Here is a 20,676-nt window from a genome sequence, read left to right as displayed (position 1 = left end):
GGATCATGAAAGGCTGGAATGGTCACACTGAAAACCGAAGTGGGATAAGAAACGGAGCGTGGGATAACCGTATTCTGCGGTAACTTATAATAAATACCTGTAAAAGTTTTATGGATACCCTTTAATTTTCAAAAACCTTTCTTTAAAGAATAAGACCGGTTTTTAGAAACCGGTCTTATTCTTTATTCAACGATAAAAATCTGATTTATCTTTCAATTTTTATCTTCTTCCTAATCACCCCCTTATCATGCTTTATATGCATAAAATAATAACCTTCTGTTAAGGCAGAAACATCTAATTTGAATTTGGTATCTGACATTTCTGTTGACAGCATTAAATTACCAAGCTCATCAAAAATATTTACTTCAAATGGACTCTGCTTTATCAAGTCAGGGCTGGACGTGGATTTTTCTGGTCCATCCTGGATCTCAATGTTAATTTCATTTGATGCGGGATTGGGATACACTGTATAATCAAATGCCAAAAAGTTGTTAGCCTGTATGTAGGTTGGGTTGCTCCAACCTCCCCAACCGCATCCATTTTTAACCCTTACTCTTACTGAATACGACCCACTATTGTGAAAACTTATTTGGACACCTGTATTATTGGGGTATGCGCAGGGGAAGCCGGATTCCTCCATTATAGTTACCGTTGTTGGGTATACATCCCATTCTGCATCCAATATTTCATCACAACGATCTGGGTATGTGGCTACAAATGGCACTGGAAGATTTAAGCCAGTGGAAGAAGTTGCTGACCAAATTGAGGATACTCCTGGTTTTCCCACTTTAATGGTTTTGTTAACTTCAGTTTGGACACTCCCTCCTGTACTGGTTATTGTGAAAGTCAGGACGGCATCTCCTGAAGCTGATGGACTGCTAGGGCTTAAATTGGCGATGGGCCCGGTACCCGAACTATTTGTCACCAATCCAGCTGGAGAAACTGTCCAATTGATTGAAAACTCCAACGGTGAATTTTTGAGTTCATAATTCGTTGATGAACAAAGGTAGTCCAATCCTTCAATATAACCTTTGGTTTCTGCACCCGGTTGGTTTGTAATTGTATTCAGAGCTACCAGCCCCTCATTATTAGGATCTAAATATTGAGAAAAAATATCCCAAGATCTATTTAACCGACCATAAAGAACTTTTGGATTATTGCTATAATTGCAATCATAGTTGTCCCCCGGATCCCTTCCATGATTTGCACCAATCACTCTCTTATTATCATCCAGCAATGGACTGCCTGAACTTACCGGTTGAAGTAACCCGTTAGTCAGATTAAATTCCCAATAATAATAATTCCCAGGACCACTTGTATCATTTCTAAGGGAAGGGACATCCCCAGCAAGAAATTTCTGAACATCGGATACTGGATGGTGTATCCCTACTACACTTCCTATCGGATTGCTGTTTATGCTCCATCCTAAATATGAAACAGGATTATTATTAAACACAGGGCTATTATGAGGATTAACATCTAACTTTAAAAGTCTTAAATCCGTCGTTCCATCACTCGGTCCCAAGGGGCTTGCTCCCTGAACTATAATATTTGTAGGGCCATTACTAGTTGGATTACATTGTGGACTTCGGTAGTGAAACATAAATTGCATGGAATCCAAATAAATTGTAGGAGAAACATGAACGGCTGTAAGTACAATCGGTTCATAATCCTGCTTCCCATTATTCAATAGCGCTCCTGTTCCTATGGTAGAATAAGTGCCTCCACTTTTTACCAACATCAACATTACTCCATGAGATTCCTCCTCATATGTAGAAAAGCATTTTATATTTTGGTTGCATGATGCGGAACAACCAAAACAAGCGGACTGAATAGAATTATTGCTAGTATATTTATTAACACCAAAAAAGTCATATATCCCATAGGACGCTTCTGAAATTACTATTCTATTAGTTGAAACTTCATTTTCAGGAGCTTTCAGAAGCAATCTCAGCCTCTCACCAGGTATTAGTCCTGAAATAAATCCTTCTGTTTTGTTTACTGTTTCTTTGGTAAAAGGTCCCTGTAAAAAAGATTCCTCATCATTGATAATATAGAATTCTGAGTTGGGACCTAATAGTATTTGATCAAAATAGAACCCAAGTGTATTCGCCCCCTTTGAATAAATAGAAACTTCTTTATAACAAGTCCCATCTAAGCAGCTTGATTCTACTTTATCAAAATTAAGAAAAAACTCTTCAAATATCCCAAATGTCATTCCCTCACCTGATTTATATTCCAAAATACTCTCCTCTAATTTTTGGAGTTTAGTTTCCTTTTCTTCAATATTAATTGCAATTGGTGAATAACTTTTTGTAGCTATACCTGCAGGAATTCTTGGTATTTCTGACTTGTCTACCTTTTCTGTTTTAATCTGACCTTTAGAATAAAATGGTAATAATAACAGTAAAACTAATAGAGCGAAATAAAATTTCATCATAAACACAAATTAGGTTGAAAATATTTATATTTATAATAAAAACTTAAAAATAGTGAAAAATGCAATTATCAATTAAAAATTTCATTATAACATTGCTAATTTTAGGGGGCTGCCAATCAAATGAAGATAATGCACCTAACAGGGACATTCTTGACATTTCACAGTTAGAATTGTTTACACCGCCCAATGTTTTATCAAAAGAGTTTTTTTATCAAGACTCTTTTGATGATCCATCATGGACCAACCACTATTACTATGATAATAAAGGCAAAATAACGATAAAAGTTGGGTTAAACGCTTCTGCGGATACAACTGGTGCCGTCACCTATTTATATGAAAATGATGTGTTAAAATGGAATTACAATTACAGTTTCTCTCATGACAATTTAGTACTTGAATCATATTCTGAATATCTGTATGACGGTGAAGGGCGTCTATCCAAAGTGCTTGCACATGCTCCAGGAGAAACAGCTGAAATAAGGTATGAAAATATTTACGGTCAAAATGGTAATCTAACGCAGGTATGGTACTCAAGTGATGGAGCCGAAAAAACCACGTATGAATATAATGAAAATGGCCAAAGAATCAAGGAATCTGTTTACGCAGGACAGGAAAGTCCATGGATAGTGTACTTCTATCGTTATAATGATCAGGACTATTTGGAAGCAAAAGAAACTTCATATAGTGTTCCAGCTGAAAATGAAAAAAAGGATGCATTCCAATTTGATTATGACCAATCGGGCAATTTGATTGAAAAACGCGAATACCTCCCTTCATATGATTTCACACTTGCCAGAAGGTATACGTATGAGTATTATTAGGAAGGTACAGATGTTCACTTCCATTAATATAAAAAAGGGCCCTAAAGCCCTCCCATATCAGCAAAGGAATAATATCCTTCCACAGTGATGATGGTATGGTCTATTACCGGTAGATCCAAAAGGTCACCCGCTTTGACCAGTTTTTCTGTAACCTTTACATCCCGGTCACTGGGTTTTAAGGTTCCTCCTGGGTGATTATGGGCTAGTATCAGACTTGTCGCGGAAGCTTTCATTGCAGCTGCAAAGATCAACTTCATATCCACAATGGTACCGGAAGTTCCTCCGGATGAAACATTTATGATCCCCAATACCCGGTTTACCCCGTTCAGCAACATCACCTTAAACTCTTCAATAAACCCCAATTTCGATGCATCCCAGTTGGCCCTAAAGATTCTATTGGCTGCAAGGGAAGAAACAATCTGCGGTTTTTCTGAAACCCTTGAATTGGGATAATAGCTCAGGGTGATTTCAGCTACCTGGCTGAGGACAATGTTTTTGTTGTTGGTATCCATAACATTTCGTTTTAATGGTTAGAAATTAATTATGGAAGCCGCCGCGCTTGAGGGCAACCAAGGCCATGTGGCAACGGAATAAATGAAGGGTTGGCGGGCAGGCAAGTGTTTATGCCGAACGCTCATGGCCGCCCGGCAGACCGAAAGCGAACTTTGTGGAATGATTAATGAATAAACCATATCCCACTTTTGGAAAGGAAGGTAATCCAAAGAGAAAGATATAAAAAAAAGAAGTACTATTATTATGGGTGTTAATTGTGGGTAACTTCTGTGAAGTTATCCACTGTTCACGCCCCACTTTCCTAATATTCAAACGGTCCATGGCCCTCTCCCTCATTAACAGTTTTTAGCCTTTCGTAATTGTCACATAACAACAATACGAAATAGGCGATCCTTCGGACTTCACTTGACATATCCCAGTTGATATTCTTTGCTTTAATTCAAAATAATTTTGGAGGCTTATCACAATCAGATATTGGTCAAAGTCATCCCGCAGCAGGGATAGAAAGCGGCATCCCCGGCCTTGCCGGGATATAGCGGATAGCCCGGCCCGAAGGGGGCTGCCCAAAACACCTTTTCTAATTGCCCAATTATAAAACCTTGATCCCCTAACTTTCCCGGCCATCAATGGAAACCCTAAAATAGCCAATCCTTCTTCTCTACCTTCTGAGCTCAGTGTGACCATATATCTTTATTGAAAGGCATTTTTAACCCCAACCAACCATTTTGCCATGAAAAGATCGGTCAGTCCTAAGAAACTGCAGAAGGCCTTGGAGGAAAACGGCCACAAAGTAGACCTAAAAACCTCCAAAGAAGCCTTAAATTTTATGTATAAAATAGCTAAATTAGCTGTTTACCAAATATTTAACGTAGATGAAGACCGCAGACCTTTACATTAGGGTAAGTACCGACGAACAGGCAGACAAGGGATATTCGCAGAGATACCAGGAGGAGGTCCTGAGAAAGTACTGTGTCTTCCAAAATATACAGGTGGGAAGGGTCATCTACGAGGATTATTCCGCCAGGACTTTTGACAGGCCCGAATGGCAGAAATTGTTGGCCTTGATAAAAAAGAACCGTTCCGATACCAACATGGTACTGTTTACCAAATGGGACAGGTTCAGCCGGAATACCGGTGATGCCTACCTGATGATCTCAACACTCACTAAACTAGGCGTGGACATACAGGCCATTGAACAGCCCCTTGACCTGAGCATACCCGAACAAAAAATGATGCTGGCCTTTTACCTTGCAGCCCCGGAAGTGGAAAATGACCGCAGGGCACTCAATACCTTACAGGGAATGAGACGGGCAAAGAAGGAAGGCAGGTATATGGGCACCGCACCCATCGGTTATATCAATACTCGGGATGAATACGGCAATAAGATCATAGCCCGAAAAGAACCACAGGCATCCTTGGTGAAATGGGCCTTTGAGCAAATAGCGGAAAACCAGCTGGCCGCAGACCAGATCAGAAAGCTCGTCAACAAAAAGGGGCTGCCCATCAGCAGGGGGCAATTCTGGTATCTGGTCAGAAATCCGATTTATTACGGAAAGATCAAGATAAAGGCATTCAAAGAGGAAGAAGAGTACCTTGTGGAGGGAAAGCACGAAGGCATCATTTCGGAATCCCTGTTCCTTGATGTGCAGGACGTACTGTCCGGGCGTAAAAGGATGAAACGCAAACGTGCCGTGAAGGTCATTTCCCATGAAAAGTTCCCATTAAGAGGATTCCTTATATGCCATAAATGTGGCAGGCCACTTACTGGGAGCGCTTCCAAAAGCTCCAAGGGCGGCTACTACCATTATTACCACTGCCTTTCTTCTTGTGGTGTAAGGTTCCGGACAGAACTGGTCAACAAGGCGGTAAGAAAAGAACTCTTTAAATACAAGGTACAGGAAAACATCCTGGATATCTATAAAGACTGCATTCGGGATGTCTATCATGACCTGACCTCAAGTGGCCATAAAACCAAAAAGCAATACCTGGACGAGATCGAAAGACTGGACAAAAAAATATCCAAGGCAAGGAACCTCCTAATTGACGGAAGCATGGAATCCGATGACTTTGCTGTAGTAAAGAGAGAATCCCAGGAAAAGATCAAAAAACTGGAAAATAAGCTGACAACCCTCAATGAACAAAAGTCGAACTATTTACCGAAGCTAAAAGACACTCTACACTCTGTAGATCAGCTAGTTAACTTATACGACACTTTGGAGGTAAAAGAGAAGAGACAGGTGGTGGGTTCGATATTTCCCCAAAAACTGATGTTTGACGGCCAAAAATGTCGAACCCCATATGTTAACCAAATCGCCCTCTATATCTATACTGTAAATCAGAAGGTTACAAAAAATAAAAGCCGCAAAAAAATAAATTTTTCGCGGCTTTTCAATGAAGTAGTCCCGACAGGAATCGAACCTGTATCTAAAGTTTAGGAAACTTCTATTCTATCCATTGAACTACGGGACCTGTTGGTACGTTAATCGAGGATGGCAGAACTTAGTATTTCCTACCGCCCTAAATTGTGCCGCAATTTAAAACATATTTTCTTTATTCCGCAAATATTCTCTACCTAACTTGTTCTTTTAAAGATAAATCCGCTATCTTTGCAGTCCAAATTTACGATGGACGAGATCCATCAATTAACTAAATATCAATAAAATATGGCAGTAAAAATCAGATTAGCTCGTAGAGGTAGAAAGAGAATGGCCATCTACGATGTCGTTGTAGCTGATGCAAGAGCTCCACGTGATGGACGCTTTATCGAAAAAATCGGGTCTTATAACCCGAACACTGACCCCGCTTCTATCAACATCAACAATGATAGAGCATTACAATGGTTGCTTAACGGTGCCCAACCTACGGACACAGTAAAAGCGATGCTTTCTTACCGTGGTGTATTGCTGAAAAAGCACCTTCAGATCGGTGTGCTTAAAGGCGCCATCACCCAAGAAGAGGCTGACAAAAAGTACCAAGCTTGGATCGACCAGAAAGAAACAGCCATCATTGGCAAGAAAGACAAAATCGCCCAAGCGAAAGAAGACGCTCGTAAGAAAGCTCATGAGGCGGAAATCGCCAAAAATGAAGCTCGTCTTGATGCGATCAAGAAAAGAGAAGAAGAGGCTAAAGCCGCTGCTGAGGCAGAAGCCGCTGCAGCTGAAGCTCCTGCTGAAGGCGAGGAAAGTGAAGCTCCTGCCGCCGAAGGCAACGAAGAAGAAGAAAACAAAGGTTAATTACGCACCTTTCCATGAACAAGGACAACTGTTTCCAATTAGGCTACATTGCTAAAGTTCATGGACTCCAAGGAGAAGTAGTGGCTGTCCTGGATGTGGACTATCCAGAAAATTACGAAGATATCGAGCATGTCTTTTTGGAAAAAAACAACCGACTGGCCCCCTACTTTCTAGAGCATTTTGTCTCCCAGCCAAACAACCGCTTTCTGGCAAAGTTTGAGGGATTTGATGACAAGAACGCAGCCGATACCCTGGTGGGAACGGCGCTCTACCTTCCGCTGAAAAACCTCCCTTCACTCGATGATGATCAATATTATTATCATGAGCTGGTTGGTTTTGAAGTAGAAGATACCTCCAAAGGAGTACTGGGTAGTGTAAATGTGATATACGACCTCCAGACCCAATACTTAATCGGGATGGATTATCAAGGAAAAGAAATCCTGGTGCCTATCCAGGATGATATTATCCTTAAAGTGGACAAGGCAGCAAAAAAAGTTTTCTGCCAATTGCCAGATGGCTTACTTGAAATATATCTAGAGGATTAGTCCATGCAGATCGACATTATCACCGTAGTACCCGGTCTTTTGGAAGGGCCTTTTTCACATTCCATCCTTAAGAGGGCGGAAGAAAAGGGACTGGCAAAGGTTAAGGTACACAACCTCAGGGATTACGCTACCAACAAGCAAAAGCAAGTCGACGATTATGCTTTCGGCGGAGGAGCAGGCATGGTCATGATGGTCGAGCCCGTGGCCAGGTGCATAGAAGCCCTGAAAAGCCATCGGGATTACGATGAAATCATCTACATGACCCCTGATGGCGAAACTCTCGATCAGCAAATGGCCAACTCCCTCTCGCTAAAAGGAAACCTGATGATCCTTTGTGGTCATTATAAAGGCGTGGATGAAAGGATCAGACAGAAGTACATCACCCGTGAAATCAGTATCGGGGATTTTGTACTCTCTGGTGGCGAACTGGCTGCGGCCGTGGTCGCAGATGCAGTGATCCGCCTGATTCCGGGGGTGCTCAATGACGAGACCTCTGCCTTGACGGATTCCTTTCAAGACGGACTACTGGCCCCACCGATCTATACGAGACCAGCAGAATACGAAGGCATGAAAGTACCTGATGTCCTGCTCTCCGGTCACAATGAAAAGATCGCCAATTGGAGGTTTGAAGAATCGGTTCGTCGTACCAAAGAAAGAAGGCCGGACCTACTCGAAGGCAAAGATTTCGAAGCGGACGAAAAACGTAAATAGTTGATAATTAATTGAATAAAATAGATAATTGCATACCTTTGCAATTCGAATTTGCGACAAGCACATAAATCATACAGATATGAGCGAACTACTTAAAATTGTAGAAGAGGAATACAACGAGGCCAGGGCCAAGTTCCCTTCTTTCAAGTCAGGAGATACAATTAACGTTCACGTACGAATCAAAGAGGGTAACAAAGAACGTGTGCAGCTGTTCCAAGGTACCGTGATCCAACGTAAAAACGTTAACACCAATGGAGAGACATTCACTGTAAGAAAAATCTCCAGCGGTATCGGTGTAGAGAGAATCTTCCCTCTACTTAGCCCTAGCATCGAGAAAATCGAAGTGCTAAGACAAGGTAGAGTGAGAAGAGCTAGACTTTACTACCTACGTGGCCGTCAAGGTAAAGCTGCAAAAGTAAAAGAAAAAATCACTGTGAAACACTAATTCACAGTACAATGAAATAAAAAAAGGGAGCCAAATTGGCTCCCTTTTTTTTAGGCTTTAAATTAGTTGGTACATTTTTTACTTCTTATATCCATTATCGGTCCTAGCAATATTTCCGGGGGATGAAAGATTGCTAGGCGGCTATGGTAAGCATATTTCTCTTTAATTTAGTAATAGGAATGCCTGCTCCAGCATAAAAAATCAGCGCAAATCTTATTAATCTGCACCATCTGCGTGCTATCGGAACCAACCCTAACCCCCCAACTTTTCCACTTGCCCCCTATTATCTAGCCTTGACTATTACCCAAATCAATCATCTCCAGCACCTGCCAGCGATAATTTTCTTTCTTGAGCAGGGCTACCTGCTGGACTTCCATATTTCCATAAAAGCCCCTTTCCTTTAGCATCGCCCAACATTCATCAAAGAAGTTCTTTTTCAGGTCACTGTATACCAGCGTCACATGGGGGGTGTAGGCCTTATCACTTAGCTCTTCATTCAGTTTGAGCTCCCTCCTGCAATAGTGCCTAAATGCCTCCTGCATCTCCACCAATGCATCACCACCATGCACGCGTGCATACATGATCCGCCTGCCAAATCGCCCAATTCCCTTAAACTCCACAGGGAATGGCCCTCTTTCCTTAAAAAATGCTCTTAACAGGCCAAAAAGCTTGTCTTCCTTATGCTCATTCCACACAAAGGGCATCTTTAGCGTAACATGGGCAGGTGATTTAAGCGCATGCTTGGCATTATACTTTTCCCGCACAGCTTCCTTTATTTCCTGTGCCTGTACTTGAACTTCTCCTGGTGGAACTATCGCTACAAAATATTTCTGCATTGACCTTGGCATGGCCCAAAGATGCATAAATTCCACCGGAAAAAACAAGCCCACATCTAAAAGCCAGTTCTGCACCAAACGAAAAAAGCAATACCGGCCACAATCATCATTTCCTCGTCCTCCAAAACACAATTCTCCCTGATTCTCTTTCTTAGCTCCTCCGTATCTATTAAATTGTTACAAATTCTTTAATCAACCTATGGCACAGAACAATACAGCATTAGTCGGACTGGACCTCACTAAAATGGACCAAGTGATCTTGGACAATATCAAAAAGGTCATCGAACTTTTACACCTCAAAAAACTTTATTTCACGCATGTTGCGGACAATCTCGTCCTTCCGGATGATATCGCAAGCACTTACCCAAACTTGACGACCCCTGTCGACGAGAGTATCGAGCAGGAGATCGAAAACAAAATTAAAACCTTGGGCCTTCCTGCTGATGTGGAAGTAGAAGTGAATGCCGAAGAGGGCGACCCCATGGACAACCTACTGAGGTGGTCTAAGATCAAGCACGTAGACTTCATCGTCATGGGCAGGAAAACAGCTTTAGAGGGCAGCGGAAGGCTACCTAAGCGCATTGCCCAGAAAGCTCCTGCCTCGGTCTTTTTCGTTACCGAAGACATGGGACAAAATCATCTGGAAAAGCTCTTGGTTCCCATTGACTTTTCAGAACATACAGAAGTAGTCCTGGAAAAGGTAGAAAATTTTATCAAAGAAAAAAAGGGTGCTGAAATCCGCTATATGCACCTTTATGATGTCCCCATTGGCTATCATAAAACCGGTAAATCCTATGAGGAATTTGCCGAAATCATGAAGGAAAACGCAAAGAAGGAATTTGATGAGATGGTGAAAAAACACAAAATTGAAAACCATCCATGTGATTTTATTCTTAACAAAGACTCTATAAAAGCAGATGATATCCTCCAGGACGCCCTTGATAGAAACATTGACCTGGTGGTTATCGGCAGTAGAGGAAGAAGCAACTCGGCAGCCCTCTTATTGGGGAGCGTAGCGGAGCGACTGGTAGAGATCAACTACAAAGTCCCCATGCTGGTCATCAAAAGACAGGGAGAGAATATGGGCTTCCTGCAGGCATTGTTGAACATCTGATCTGCTAATCCATAAAGTACATAAAGAAGTCACCTCTATTTATGCCATGGCCCAAGGCCATGGCATAAATGCTTTATTAGAACGGTCTATTTCATCAACTCCAAAATAGCATCAATGTACTCCCGGTTATTGGCCAATCGGGGCACTTTATTTTGTCCACCCAATTTTCCACGCGACTTCATCCACTTTTCGAAAAGCCCTTCTTCCGCAAAGTGAATCCGAGGCTTGTCCAATGCAATATCCCGGTAGCGTTTGGCATCGTAATCTGAATTGACCTCGCGAAGGGTCGCATCCAGTTTTTCCTTAAATATAGCCTCGTCCGTCGGGGCTTGACTGAATTCGATGATCCATTCGTGTGCTCCTTTGCCGTCCGCCCCTTCAAAATACACCGGAGCAGCCGTAAAGTTCACCACAATGGCGCTGGTCGCTTCAGCAGCTACCTCGATGGCCTTTTCGGCATTTTCCACGATCACTTCTTCCCCAAAAGCATTGATAAAATGCTTCGTCCTTCCCGATATCCGAATGCGGTACGGCCGGATAGAAGTAAATTTCACGGTATCGCCGATCTTATACCGCCAGAGCCCACCATTCGTACTGATGACCAAAGCGTAATTTTTACCCAACTCCACCTCCTCAAGTGGCAACACCTTGGGATCATCGCTGTCCCACTCTTCCATGGGAATAAACTCGTAATAAATCCCATAATCCAGCATCAACAATAACTCGTCTGAATTCTTCTGATCCTGTATGCCAAAAAAACCTTCGGACGCATTATAGGTCTCCATATAATGCATGGAAGGGGAAGGCACCAATTCCTCAAAAAGCCTTCGATAAGGGCCAAAAGCCACCGCACCGTGAAAAAACACTTCTAAGTTTGGCCATACTTCAAGGATATTACTCGAATGGGTCAATTCCATAATCCGCTGTAGCAGCACAATGGTCCAAGTGGGGACTCCTGAAATACTGAGCACATTTTCCTCCATGGTCTCCCTGGCCATTTTCTCGATCTTTTCCTCCCATTCACTCATCAACGCCGTTTCGAGACTTGGAGTCCTGGCCAACTGTGCCCACACGGGCAAATTACGCATGATCACTGCGGAGATGTCACCGTATTGGCTGTTTTTATTGATATCGAACGTATTGACCTCACTGCTCCCACCGATCGCCAGACTCTTTCCAGTGAAGAGCTTACTGTTCGGATAGTTGTTGACATACAGGGAAAGCATATCCTTGCCGCCCTTAAAGTGACAATCCTCCAATGATTCTTGTGAGACCGGAATAAATTTGCTCCGGCTGCCAGTCGTTCCTGAGGATTTTGAAAACCAACTGATCTCGGATGGCCAAATCACGTTTTGCTCACCCTTCATCGTCTGCTCGATATAGGGCTGCATCTGCTCATAACTGTGAATGGGCACTTGGCGGTCAAAGTCCTTTGGGCTTTTGATATCCGAAAACCCATATTTCTTCCCAAACTGGGTTTTCTTTGCTGACTTTATCAGGTCAAAAAAAATGTCTCGCTGTACTTCTATGGGATTCTCCTTGAAGTTATCTATCTGACCAATACGGATTTTAAAAATCCAGGTCATAAAAGTATTTAATACGTCCATAAATTAAATCTTACGTTTCAGCTCAAAGTGTTTGCCTAAATACACTTTCCGAACCTGTTCATCGGCGGCCAACTCTTCGGCGGTCCCTGCTTTGAGCAACTTACCCTCAAACATCAGGTAAGCGCGATCGGTTATCGAAAGGGTTTCATTCACATTATGATCAGTGATCAAAATGCCGATATTCTTATTCTTTAATTTAGCAACAATTGACTGGATTTCCTCCACAGCAATGGGGTCTACCCCTGCAAAAGGCTCATCCAATAACACAAACTTGGGATCTACCGCCAAGGCACGTGCGATCTCCGTCCTTCTTCGTTCACCACCAGAAAGCACCATGCCAAGGTTCTTACGGACATGGGTAAGACTAAATTCCTCCAGGAGCTCTTCCATTTTTTCCTTTTGGGCATCCTTCGGAAGATCGGTCATCTCCAGCACGGCCATGATATTCTCTTCCACAGACAGCTTCCGGAATACAGATGCTTCCTGGGCCAGATAGCCAATTCCTCGCTTTGCCCGCCGGTACATGGGCAGGGGCGTGATCTCCTCCTTATCCAGAAAGACTTTACCGCTATTGGGCTTGATTAGCCCTACGATCATATAAAAAGAAGTGGTCTTCCCTGCTCCATTGGGCCCCAAGAGGCCTACGATCTCCCCTTGCTCTACTTCTACCGAAATATTGTTCACCACTTTTCGGCCCTTGTAAATCTTGATCAGGTTTTCTCCTCTTAGTATCATGGTCAGTCGAATTTGATATCCTTCACATACAGCTGAAGGCTACTGGTATTTCTGAACGTATTTTCCCGTACCTCAAAAGCTATATTAAAACGCATTTTGCTGCGCAGCATCTCATAATAGGTCGCAAAGCCAAAAGCTATGCACACAGGACTGGTCACTTGGCCATCCTGTACGATTTCAAACTTCAGGTGCTTGTCTTTTAGCACTTTGATATTTTGGGCATATACTTGGTTAGCACAGAAGATCGGCTCAGTATTTCCCGGTCCAAATGGCGCCATCTGACGCAATATATTATAAAATTTGTAATTGATCTGATCCAACTCCAGTTCGTCGTCCACTTCCAGTACGGGTTTTGTGTGGATATCCGCTATACGGCTGGTTACTATTTCCTCAAAACGCTCCTGAAAAGCCGGCACTTTATCCAACTCCATCGTAAGGCCAGCAGCATATTTATGCCCCCCAAACTGTTCCAGCAAATCGCTACATTCACTAATGGCTTCATAGATATCAAAGTCATATACCGACCGCGCACTGCCCGTTGCTTTATTGTTGGATTCTGTCAGGATTATGGTCGGACGGTAATATTGTTCGATACAGCGAGAAGCCACGATCCCGATCACACCTTTGTGCCAATCTTCCTTGTACAACACCGTGCTCTTATAGGGCTTTTCCTGTTCACGATCTTCGATCATCTGGATCGCTTCCTTGGTGATGTTTTCATCAAAATTCTTTCGGGCAGCGTTGACATCCTCCACCACTTCTGCCCTGCGCAGTGCATCATGGATATCCTGTGAAATCAACAGCTCCACAGATGCTTTGGCATGCTCCAGCCTGCCGGAGGCATTGATGCGCGGGCCTATCCGGAAAACAATATCAGAAATCTCAATGTCCTTATCCGATTTCAATTGCAGCATTTCGCGCTGCAGCAGCTGACGGTTTTCGAGCAATTCCTGAGGACTGCGCTGCCCTTTGCCAGCCAATATCAACGCCATAAGCCCCGGACGGGGGTTATTGTTCAACCGCTCAAGTCCATAATGAGCCAAAATCCTGTTTTCGCCCGTGATCGGCACTATATCCGCCGCAATGCTTACCGCCACCAAATCCAACAAACCAAAAAGGTGACTGGCATTTTTCCCCGTCCTTTCGGTAAACGCTTGAATCAGCTTAAAGCCCACCCCGCAACCACTTAGTTCTTTGTACGGATAGTCGCAATCTTGGCGTTTAGGATCGAGCACCGCCAGTGCATTGGGCAGCTGCTCGCCTGGCGTATGGTGATCACAGACAATAAAGTCTACGCCCAAACTATTGGCCAATTCTACCTTTTCCAAGGCCTTGATGCCACAATCCAGGGAAACGATCAGCTTAAAGCCATTTTCAGCAGCATAGTGCACGCCTCTTTCGGACACCCCGTATCCCTCTTGGTAGCGATCGGGGATATAAAATTCCACCTGGGGATAGACCGTGTTCAAAAACCCATAAAACAAGGCCACCGCAGTGGTGCCATCCACATCGTAATCACCATAGACCAAGATTTTTTCCTCATGGTCAATCGCCTTCACTAACCGCTCCACCGCCTTGTCCATGTCCTTCATCAGGAATGGTGAGTGGATTTTATCCAGATCCGGCCTAAAGAAATCCTTGGCCTCCTGAAAAGTCTTCACATTTCGATTGACCAATAAATTGGCCAGCGTCGGGTTGACATTGATTTCACTGCTGAGAGATTGTACTGTTGATTGATCTGCCTTGCTTTTTATTTCCCACCTAAACTCCATACCGCCTAAATTACTAAACTAAAGTACTTCTTTATTAAAAAAAATTGCAATTATTTCCTCTGCTTTCAGTACATCTGGGGTAAGTCCTTGCTACATAAGGCCATCCGGTCATCATCCGTCCAAAGATCTCTTCATTAACAGTGGATTATAAACGAGACTGGATCACACATAAGCGATCCTTCATCACTTCTCCGTCACGATTTCTATGAGTGGGGCAGTAGTCTTATATCACGCAATAAGGAGATCGCTTCGTCCAAAACACATTGGAATGAAATACTCACATCTAGTTACTAAATACTACTTTGCCGTAGGACTGTGCACCAAATGGCTCCTGATTCCCATCACGATGAGTAGCTGTGCCAAAATATAAGTTCCCATGATCAAAATGTCTGCATTGGTGATAGGACTAAAAAAAAGGTCCAGGGCAAGGATGCTATCCGAAACCATAAAGAGCGATGCCCCTACAAAAACCTGGATAAAGCTAAGCATATTGGTGCGCTTGAAGCGCTCTCTGGCAATAGACACCATCAAGACCATGGCGAGGATATAGAGCACAACAGGCACTTTCATTTGGCCCAAGTGATCATTGACCAGAAAATACAGCATCGCAGCAAAAATGTAGATGGGTAGGTTAAAGAAAAAGGTTTTCAGGAAATTGATATTACGGAGATTGATTTGGTGGTTTTGGGTGAGCTTAAAAGCAATGGTATAGCCGATCAAGGCGATCAGAAAAGCCCCGAGACCATACAAGAACAGTGACGGAAAAAGTAAAAGTACGTCTCCAGCCAACGAAAACAGCAATGCCGCTCCTATGCACTTTCTCAGCAAACTGTTTTTGATCACAGCAGTGGTGGTGAGAAAATATAAGGCCAGTGCCAACATGATCAATGGCTTGGTGAAATAGCGATAGTCCTGATGACCTTCGACGATCATCACCATATCACTTATGCCCGCAAATAGATAGAGGTATAGCCATCCAATTCCTTTTTGTTTCATAGATTTTTGGCAGTTTTTATTCTTGTCTTGGCAAGCCATCTCGGATCCAACTTCATAACGTAATTTCGGAGTCGGTGGTGTTGGGTGAATACTTGATTTTTTAGGGACAGCCAAAATTAGGCAATATTTACCGAGAACTTGAAGATAGTAAAAAAAGTGACAGAAGGTATTTTAACTCTAAGATTAACAATCCGGAAAAACACTTTGTATTAAACAGATTTTATTTGTGACAAAAGTAAGCGTAGGTGATTCAAGAATACGAAAAGAATAAATTCTGTATTATCGATGTGATGATGTAGTGTTTTTTCGGAATTACTTTCTTAAATTCTTATATTTAAAATAAAATTTTTGGTCAGTGCGAATTTAATGTTAAGAAAAACAACTTTAGCAAGGAGAAACTTAACAATAACTAAAATAAAAACCCTGTAAAGTCCTATACATTTGTATTGGAAAATCAAATTAAACAAATCAGTTTTTATCAATCACAAATCAAATTATGAAGCAACTATTACTAAAGAGTCTATTCGCAATGACAATACTTCTGACCGGAGTAAGTTCATTGTATGGCCAAGGGATTACCACTGCCAGTATGAGCGGTGTAGTGGAGGATCCTAATGGAGAAACGTTGCCTGGCGCCAATGTAGTAGCCATTCACACGCCATCAGGAACCAGGTATGGTGCCTCAACCCGTGTAGATGGCCGATTTGCCATTCAGGGAATGCGTGTAGGCGGTCCATACACAGTGGAAGTCAGTTATATCGGTTTCGAAAAGGCAGTGGTGAATAACATTAATCTACAACTGGGACAAGCCTATGGACTGGATGTGGTTTTGCAAGAAGAAGGACTTGAAATAGAAGGCGTGGAAGTATTGGCCACACGCAGCCCTATTATAAATGATGAGAGAACCGGTGCTGCTACCAGCATCAGCAATGAGCAGATCAATTCCCTCCCTTCGATTTCTAGGTCATTGTCGGATTTTACAAGATTAACTCCGCAAGCGTCTACCGCAGGATCAGGAACTTCCTTCGCGGGCCAAAACAACCGATACAATCAATTTGCCATTGACGGTACGGTAAACAATGACGTTTTTGGTCTGTCTGCATCTGGCACCAATGGTGGTCAGACAGGAGTCCAGCCCATTTCCCTCGACGCCATTGAGCAGGTTCAGGTGGTGATTGCCCCTTACGATGTCCGTCAGGGAGGCTTTACCGGTGGTGGCATCAATGCCATTACAAGGTCCGGAACAAACAATTACGAGGGTTCTGTTTATTATTATAGCAATAATCAAAATTTAGTAGGAAAGAGCCCAAACGAAGAACGTACCAAGCTTGACAGCTATACCGATTATCAAACCGGTTTTAGATTGGGTGGACCAGTGGTTAAAGACAAATTGTTCTTCTTCGTCAATGGTGAAGTGACCAGTAGAACACAGCCTTTGCTCTATCAGCCAGGTTCTGGAAACTCAAATATTTCGATAGACGAAATGGAAAGAGTGGCTTCCGTAGCTGAACGGCTGGGATATGACCCAGGTCCTTACGGCGCGTACAGTGATGTCACCAGTTCAGAAAAAATATTTGCCCGTTTGGACTGGAACATTAACCAGGACAACAAACTGACCTTGCGTCACTCTTACGTTTATGGTGAGAACATTGATGGGTCCAGAAGTCCAAACTCCGCCAACTTCTATAATTATGGACAGTTTTTTCCATCGACGACAAATAGTACTGTACTGGAATTGACCAGTAACTTCCGAAGTAATATCTCCAACGAATTGCGTATCGGTTATACTTCTGTACGTGACGACAGGGACTATTTAGGTGATCCTTTCCCCGCCATCAATGTGAGACTAAGCGGTGGGAGAAGCATTAATCTGGGATCTGAGCCATTCTCGACCGCCAACCAACTGGATCAGGATGTACTGACCATCACGGATAACCTGACTTTATTTAAAGGAAGACATACCCTGACTTTTGGTACGCACAATGAGTTCTACAGTACCTACAATTTATTTATCCGTCAAAACTTCGGAGCTTATTCTTACTACAGCATAGAGGACTTTGAAACGGTGGGTACACCGGGTGAAGTATTGCCAAGAAGCTACGATTATTCTTACTCCAGAACAGATAATCCTCAGCAAGGTGCAGAATTCAATGCTTTCCAACTGGGCTTCTACGCACAGGATGAATACCAAGCTACCAGGGACTTGAAACTTACCGCTGGTCTAAGGCTGGATATCCCTACATTCTCAGAAAAGCCATCCGTTAACGAACAGTTTAACGAGGAATTTTCCGAATATGGCGTGGCCACAGACCAAATGCCTGGTGCCCAACTAATGATTTCTCCACGGGTTGGTGTCAATTGGGATGTAAATGGCAATGGAACCACTCAGGTGCGTGGTGGCATAGGACTGTTTACCGGTCGTGTGCCATTTGTTTGGTTGTCTAATCAATACACCAATACCGGTAATGAATTTGGCCGGGTTTCCTTGTTTAGAAATGAAGGAAATGATGAAGGAGAATTTGAAGATGTAAGCGACTTCACATTTGTGCCTGATCCTTATGGTCAACCTGATGCAGCAGACTTAGGAGAATCACTTAGCTCGTCAGAAATTAATGTAACAGATAAAGACTTCAAGTTCCCGCAAATATTCAGGGTAAATGGTGCTGTGGACCATCAGTTTCCCGGTGGTTTGATTGCGACTTTTGAAGCGATCTATACTAAAAACTTGAAAAACATTGATTACAGAAACCTCAACAAAGAAGAAGCTGGCAATTTACAAGGTGGACCGGATAATAGGGTGGTTTTTGAAAGCGCATATATGAGTGGCAACTTTACTGATGTTCTCCTTCTGACCAATACCAATAAAGGTTATGCTTATAATTTAACCGCACAGTTGCAAAAGAGCTTTGAAGGAGGCTTATCTTTAAGTGCGGCATACACTTATGGCGAATCCAAAGACGTAAACGGAGGTACTTCCAGTCAAGCTTATTCCAACTGGAGGTATATCGAAAGCGTCAATGGTGGCAATAGCACTGAACTGGGCTTTGCGGACAATAATATCCGGTCCAGGGTAGTGGCTTCGGTGAACTACAAGATCAATTATAAGAACGGTTCTTCTACCAGTATCGGCCTTTTCTATAATGGACAGTCTGGGGTACCGCTTTCATATATATATGACGGGGATATTAATAATGATAGAACGAATGGCAACGATCTTATTTACGTACCTGCTAGTGCTGACGAAATCAATTTCGTAGGATCATCGTCAGAGCAAGCTTCTCAGTGGAATAGGCTGAATACCTTTATCGAAGGAAATGAATACCTTAGCTCCAGAAGAGGACAGTATGTAGAGCGAAATGGTGATAAATTGCCTTGGACCAACCAAGTGGATTTGCGCTTTATGCATGAATTCAAATTGGCTACAGTGGGAGAAACCAATCACAGATTACAGCTTTCTTTTGATGTGTTTAACCTTGGCAACCTGATCAGTAAAGACTGGGGAAGACAATATAGCGTAAGCAATAACTCCTTCTCTTTGATCAATTTCGAAGGGTATGAAGACGGTGGCTATGTACCTACCTACAGCTATGATGGCTCTGGTCTGAGCGATGGCAACCCTTACTTTGTAAGTGACTTCCTTAGCCGATGGAGAGGGCAAATCGGCATAAGGTATATTTTCGATTAATACAAATAACCAATAATCCATACAAAAGGCATCCGTCACGGCGGATGCCTTTTTCTTTTGTATTTACAAGCTGATCTTAATGGCAAGAAAACTTGCAATTATCCCCTTATCACCAAAGACGATCCTGGACCAAGCAATATTTCCGGGGGATGAGAGATTTCCAGGTGGCTATGGTAAGCATATTCCCCTTTAATTTAGCAATAGGAATGCGTGCTCCAGCATCGAAAAATCAGCGCAAATCTTATTAATCTGCGCCATCTGCGTGCTATCGGAATCCACCCTAATCCCCCAATTTTTTCACTTGACCCACGATCCTCCCATCATCAACGCTCTGAAGATCCTAAAGCTCTCAGCACTTCAATAAAATTCGTGTTTTTCAAGGACATACAGGAATGTGCAGGATGATCTTTACCTGATTAATTCAAAAATTATGGTGATGATCGTTTAATCCTATCACCATGTCCTTGCTCCATAAAAGTCCCGTAACACCCAAATCAGCTGCTACCAGTAACCACAGCGCTGATCATACGGCTATGGGGATGGATGAAGGACGTCTTTGGGATGCATTCAGAAGAGGGAGTGAAGAGGCATTTATCACGATATATAAGCAGTATGCCAATATCCTTTTTAACTTTGGCTGCCAGCTCACCCCAGATCGTGACTTGGTCAAGGATATTTTACAGGATTTTTTTATTTACCTCAGGCATAAAAGAAGCCATTTGGGCAAGACTGATGCCATCAAACCGTACCTTATCAAGAGTTTCAAAAGAAGGATTGTTGCGGCTTTAAAAAAGCATCATAAGTATTTTTCAGACGAAGACGGGTTTGAATTTAAACAATTTCCGGTCGAACTGTCCCATGAGACCGTTTATATCAACCGTCAAATAGATCGCGAACAGCTTGAGCGATTAAATGGCGCCCTCCAACAGCTCGATTCCCGTGAAAGAGAAGCTATTTACTATTTTTATTTCGAAGGACTCAGTTATCAGGAAATCGCACAGGTATTTGAATTTTCACATGTTTCCTCGGCGAGGAGGTTGGTCTATCGTGGGCTTGCCCACTTACGCAAGTTCTTTGTGGTCTACCTGCTGGCTTCTTTTTGGGGGCTGAAGGAATGGTAACCTATAGAGTAGGCAGTAATCAGTCATCAGTATTCAGCGAAATATCCAACCCCAATAACCTGATTTCGACCATGAAATCGACATCAATCCGTCATTGCGAAC

Annotated in this window: 17 protein-coding genes and 1 tRNA gene; 10 read left to right on the top strand and 8 right to left on the bottom strand. The window is 42.8% G+C overall.

The window, feature by feature from the left end; translation table 11 throughout:
* Positions 1-205: 205 nt before the first annotated feature.
* Positions 206-2,440, bottom strand: a complete 2,235-nt coding sequence (locus tag FKX85_RS06535; protein WP_141613963.1) for a T9SS type A sorting domain-containing protein — start codon at positions 2,438-2,440, stop codon at positions 206-208.
* 59 nt (positions 2,441-2,499) lie between these two features.
* Between FKX85_RS06535 and FKX85_RS06530 the strand changes: the two genes are divergently transcribed.
* Positions 2,500-3,261 carry a hypothetical protein gene (locus FKX85_RS06530; RefSeq protein ID WP_141613962.1) on the top strand — a complete coding sequence of 254 codons (762 nt, stop codon included), beginning with the start codon at positions 2,500-2,502 and terminating at the stop codon, positions 3,259-3,261.
* A 41-nt stretch (positions 3,262-3,302) separates the two neighbouring features.
* Here the strand turns inward: FKX85_RS06530 and FKX85_RS06525 are convergent, their stop codons facing one another.
* A complete protein-coding gene (locus FKX85_RS06525) occupies positions 3,303-3,773 on the bottom strand; it encodes a JAB domain-containing protein (RefSeq protein WP_141613961.1) in 471 nt (156 codons plus the stop codon).
* Positions 3,774-4,504: 731 nt separating this feature from the next.
* Here FKX85_RS06525 and FKX85_RS21410 point away from each other — a divergent pair.
* Positions 4,505-4,672: a hypothetical protein gene (locus FKX85_RS21410; protein ID WP_168196223.1), complete on the top strand. Its 168-nt coding sequence runs from the start codon at positions 4,505-4,507 to the stop codon at positions 4,670-4,672.
* The gene (locus tag FKX85_RS06520; RefSeq protein ID WP_141616723.1) at positions 4,647-6,209 is read left to right on the top strand and encodes a recombinase family protein; all 1,563 of its coding nucleotides are present in this window, start codon (positions 4,647-4,649) and stop codon (positions 6,207-6,209) included. The genes FKX85_RS21410 and FKX85_RS06520 overlap by 26 nt, the downstream gene beginning before the upstream one ends.
* On the opposite strand, the gene FKX85_RS06515 is transcribed toward FKX85_RS06520, so the two are convergent.
* Positions 6,172-6,243 (bottom strand) — tRNA-Arg (locus FKX85_RS06515). The two genes, FKX85_RS06520 and FKX85_RS06515, sit on opposite strands and share 38 nt — an antisense overlap.
* A 194-nt stretch (positions 6,244-6,437) precedes the next feature.
* Between FKX85_RS06515 and FKX85_RS06510 the strand changes: the two genes are divergently transcribed.
* The 4 genes from FKX85_RS06510 (at position 6,438) to rplS (ending at position 8,708) form a co-directional block, all read left to right on the top strand.
* On the top strand, positions 6,438-7,007 hold the full coding sequence (locus FKX85_RS06510) for a 30S ribosomal protein S16 (RefSeq protein ID WP_141613960.1): 570 nt from the start codon (positions 6,438-6,440) through the stop codon (positions 7,005-7,007).
* A gap of 14 nt (positions 7,008-7,021) precedes the next feature.
* Positions 7,022-7,552 (top strand): ribosome maturation factor RimM, encoded by a 531-nt coding sequence (gene rimM / locus FKX85_RS06505; protein WP_141613959.1) that lies wholly within the window; start codon positions 7,022-7,024, stop codon positions 7,550-7,552.
* A gap of 3 nt (positions 7,553-7,555) precedes the next feature.
* Positions 7,556-8,263 (top strand): tRNA (guanosine(37)-N1)-methyltransferase TrmD, encoded by a 708-nt coding sequence (gene trmD / locus FKX85_RS06500; protein ID WP_141613958.1) that lies wholly within the window; start codon positions 7,556-7,558, stop codon positions 8,261-8,263.
* Between the two features lie 79 nt (positions 8,264-8,342).
* On the top strand, positions 8,343-8,708 hold the full coding sequence (gene rplS, locus FKX85_RS06495; protein WP_141613957.1) for a 50S ribosomal protein L19: 366 nt from the start codon (positions 8,343-8,345) through the stop codon (positions 8,706-8,708).
* A 287-nt stretch (positions 8,709-8,995) separates the two neighbouring features.
* On the opposite strand, the gene FKX85_RS06490 is transcribed toward rplS, so the two are convergent.
* Entirely contained in the window at positions 8,996-9,544 is a 549-nt protein-coding gene (locus FKX85_RS06490; protein WP_229239787.1) for a 2'-5' RNA ligase family protein, read from the bottom strand.
* 199 nt (positions 9,545-9,743) lie between these two features.
* Here FKX85_RS06490 and FKX85_RS06485 point away from each other — a divergent pair, with 199 nt between their 5' ends.
* Positions 9,744-10,658: a universal stress protein gene (locus FKX85_RS06485; protein ID WP_141613955.1), complete on the top strand. Its 915-nt coding sequence runs from the start codon at positions 9,744-9,746 to the stop codon at positions 10,656-10,658.
* 86 nt (positions 10,659-10,744) lie between these two features.
* Here the strand turns inward: FKX85_RS06485 and FKX85_RS06480 are convergent, their stop codons facing one another.
* From FKX85_RS06480 to FKX85_RS06465, 4 genes are all read right to left on the bottom strand, one after another.
* Positions 10,745-12,265, bottom strand: a complete 1,521-nt coding sequence (locus tag FKX85_RS06480; protein ID WP_141613954.1) for a GH3 auxin-responsive promoter family protein — start codon at positions 12,263-12,265, stop codon at positions 10,745-10,747.
* A gap of 3 nt (positions 12,266-12,268) precedes the next feature.
* Positions 12,269-13,000: an LPS export ABC transporter ATP-binding protein gene (gene lptB / locus FKX85_RS06475; protein ID WP_141613953.1), complete on the bottom strand. Its 732-nt coding sequence runs from the start codon at positions 12,998-13,000 to the stop codon at positions 12,269-12,271.
* Between the two features lie 2 nt (positions 13,001-13,002).
* On the bottom strand, positions 13,003-14,772 hold the full coding sequence (recJ, locus tag FKX85_RS06470; protein ID WP_141613952.1) for a single-stranded-DNA-specific exonuclease RecJ: 1,770 nt from the start codon (positions 14,770-14,772) through the stop codon (positions 13,003-13,005).
* Positions 14,773-15,069: 297 nt separating this feature from the next.
* Positions 15,070-15,768 (bottom strand): lysoplasmalogenase, encoded by a 699-nt coding sequence (locus tag FKX85_RS06465; RefSeq protein WP_141613951.1) that lies wholly within the window; start codon positions 15,766-15,768, stop codon positions 15,070-15,072.
* A gap of 496 nt (positions 15,769-16,264) precedes the next feature.
* Here FKX85_RS06465 and FKX85_RS06460 point away from each other — a divergent pair, with 496 nt between their 5' ends.
* Positions 16,265-19,453 carry a TonB-dependent receptor gene (locus FKX85_RS06460; RefSeq protein ID WP_141613950.1) on the top strand — a complete coding sequence of 1,063 codons (3,189 nt, stop codon included), beginning with the start codon at positions 16,265-16,267 and terminating at the stop codon, positions 19,451-19,453.
* A 458-nt stretch (positions 19,454-19,911) separates the two neighbouring features.
* Positions 19,912-20,574 carry an RNA polymerase sigma factor gene (locus FKX85_RS06455; protein ID WP_141613949.1) on the top strand — a complete coding sequence of 221 codons (663 nt, stop codon included), beginning with the start codon at positions 19,912-19,914 and terminating at the stop codon, positions 20,572-20,574.
* The last annotated feature ends 102 nt before the right edge of the window (positions 20,575-20,676 follow it).

The organism is Echinicola soli (assembly GCF_006575665.1).
In the GTDB taxonomy this organism is placed as follows: Bacteria; Bacteroidota; Bacteroidia; order Cytophagales; family Cyclobacteriaceae; genus Echinicola; species Echinicola soli.
Note: the sequence above shows the minus strand (reverse complement) of the source record. Positions and strands in the feature narration are given on the sequence as shown.

What these genes read in the sequence shown, in the direction of transcription:
- FKX85_RS06535 (WP_141613963.1), bottom strand. Translation starts at nt 2,440, where the DNA reads ATGATGAAATTTTATTTCGCTCTATTAGTTTTACTGTTATTATTACCA.
- FKX85_RS06530 (WP_141613962.1), top strand. Translation starts at nt 2,500, where the DNA reads ATGCAATTATCAATTAAAAATTTCATTATAACATTGCTAATTTTAGGG.
- FKX85_RS06525 (WP_141613961.1), bottom strand. Translation starts at nt 3,773, where the DNA reads ATGGATACCAACAACAAAAACATTGTCCTCAGCCAGGTAGCTGAAATC.
- FKX85_RS21410 (WP_168196223.1), top strand. Translation starts at nt 4,505, where the DNA reads ATGAAAAGATCGGTCAGTCCTAAGAAACTGCAGAAGGCCTTGGAGGAA.
- FKX85_RS06520 (WP_141616723.1), top strand. Translation starts at nt 4,647, where the DNA reads ATGAAGACCGCAGACCTTTACATTAGGGTAAGTACCGACGAACAGGCA.
- FKX85_RS06510 (WP_141613960.1), top strand. Translation starts at nt 6,438, where the DNA reads ATGGCAGTAAAAATCAGATTAGCTCGTAGAGGTAGAAAGAGAATGGCC.
- rimM (WP_141613959.1), top strand. Translation starts at nt 7,022, where the DNA reads ATGAACAAGGACAACTGTTTCCAATTAGGCTACATTGCTAAAGTTCAT.
- trmD (WP_141613958.1), top strand. Translation starts at nt 7,556, where the DNA reads ATGCAGATCGACATTATCACCGTAGTACCCGGTCTTTTGGAAGGGCCT.
- rplS (WP_141613957.1), top strand. Translation starts at nt 8,343, where the DNA reads ATGAGCGAACTACTTAAAATTGTAGAAGAGGAATACAACGAGGCCAGG.
- FKX85_RS06490 (WP_229239787.1), bottom strand. Translation starts at nt 9,544, where the DNA reads ATGCAGAAATATTTTGTAGCGATAGTTCCACCAGGAGAAGTTCAAGTA.
- FKX85_RS06485 (WP_141613955.1), top strand. Translation starts at nt 9,744, where the DNA reads ATGGCACAGAACAATACAGCATTAGTCGGACTGGACCTCACTAAAATG.
- FKX85_RS06480 (WP_141613954.1), bottom strand. Translation starts at nt 12,265, where the DNA reads ATGGACGTATTAAATACTTTTATGACCTGGATTTTTAAAATCCGTATT.
- lptB (WP_141613953.1), bottom strand. Translation starts at nt 13,000, where the DNA reads ATGATACTAAGAGGAGAAAACCTGATCAAGATTTACAAGGGCCGAAAA.
- recJ (WP_141613952.1), bottom strand. Translation starts at nt 14,772, where the DNA reads ATGGAGTTTAGGTGGGAAATAAAAAGCAAGGCAGATCAATCAACAGTA.
- FKX85_RS06465 (WP_141613951.1), bottom strand. Translation starts at nt 15,768, where the DNA reads ATGAAACAAAAAGGAATTGGATGGCTATACCTCTATCTATTTGCGGGC.
- FKX85_RS06460 (WP_141613950.1), top strand. Translation starts at nt 16,265, where the DNA reads ATGAAGCAACTATTACTAAAGAGTCTATTCGCAATGACAATACTTCTG.
- FKX85_RS06455 (WP_141613949.1), top strand. Translation starts at nt 19,912, where the DNA reads ATGTCCTTGCTCCATAAAAGTCCCGTAACACCCAAATCAGCTGCTACC.